Genomic DNA, 624 nt, shown 5'->3' with positions numbered 1-624 from the left:
GCGCGACACTCTCGCTGTGCCAGACACGATCGGAAAGGCGCTGTCGGCCGCTACTGTTGCCGTTCTGCCCTGGCAGGGACGGGCAGTTGGCTGTCTTGACCCAGGACAACTGCTCACGATGCTAGATCGGAGCATGGCATGACAGATGAGGACTTTAGCCAGGTTTCGATGCTCAGCCTCTTCCAGGCCGAACTGGAGACGCAGTCACAAGCGCTAACGGCTGGGCTTCTGGCACTGGAACGCAATCCCGTTGCCGCCGATGCCCTGGAAGCATGCATGCGTGCCGCGCATTCCCTAAAGGGAGCTGCCCGCATCATCGACCTGATGCCCGCGGTCAAAGTCGCAAATGCGATGGAAGATTGCCTGGTGGCCGCGCAACGTGGGAATGTGAGAGTGGGACGAGAGCATATAGATGCGCTCCTGCAAGGCTGTGACCTTTTGAAATTGATCGCATCGGGATCATCGAGCGAGCCCGCCAACTCAGAAGTTGAAACCTTTCTGGCGAAGTTCGAGGAATTATCCCTCCCCGAGGCAAAGCCCAGGCCCCAAGATTCAGCAGCTGATTTCGCAACTTCAGATGATGCCCTGGAGCAGCTGGCGACGACTTCTTCAGCGAACCTCCTC

General features: G+C 58.3%; 1 protein-coding gene. It reads left to right on the top strand.

Annotation, left to right across the window (positions count from 1 at the left end; all coding sequences use genetic code 11):
* Positions 1-138: 138 nt before the first annotated feature.
* The coding region (locus tag EN914_RS37550; RefSeq protein WP_206527355.1) for an Hpt domain-containing protein at positions 139-624 on the top strand (486 nt) is incomplete at its 3' end.

The organism is Mesorhizobium sp. M7A.F.Ca.CA.001.08.2.1 (assembly GCF_003998455.1).
Classification (GTDB): Bacteria; Pseudomonadota; Alphaproteobacteria; order Rhizobiales; family Rhizobiaceae; genus Mesorhizobium; species Mesorhizobium ciceri.
Note: the sequence above shows the minus strand (reverse complement) of the source record. Positions and strands in the feature narration are given on the sequence as shown.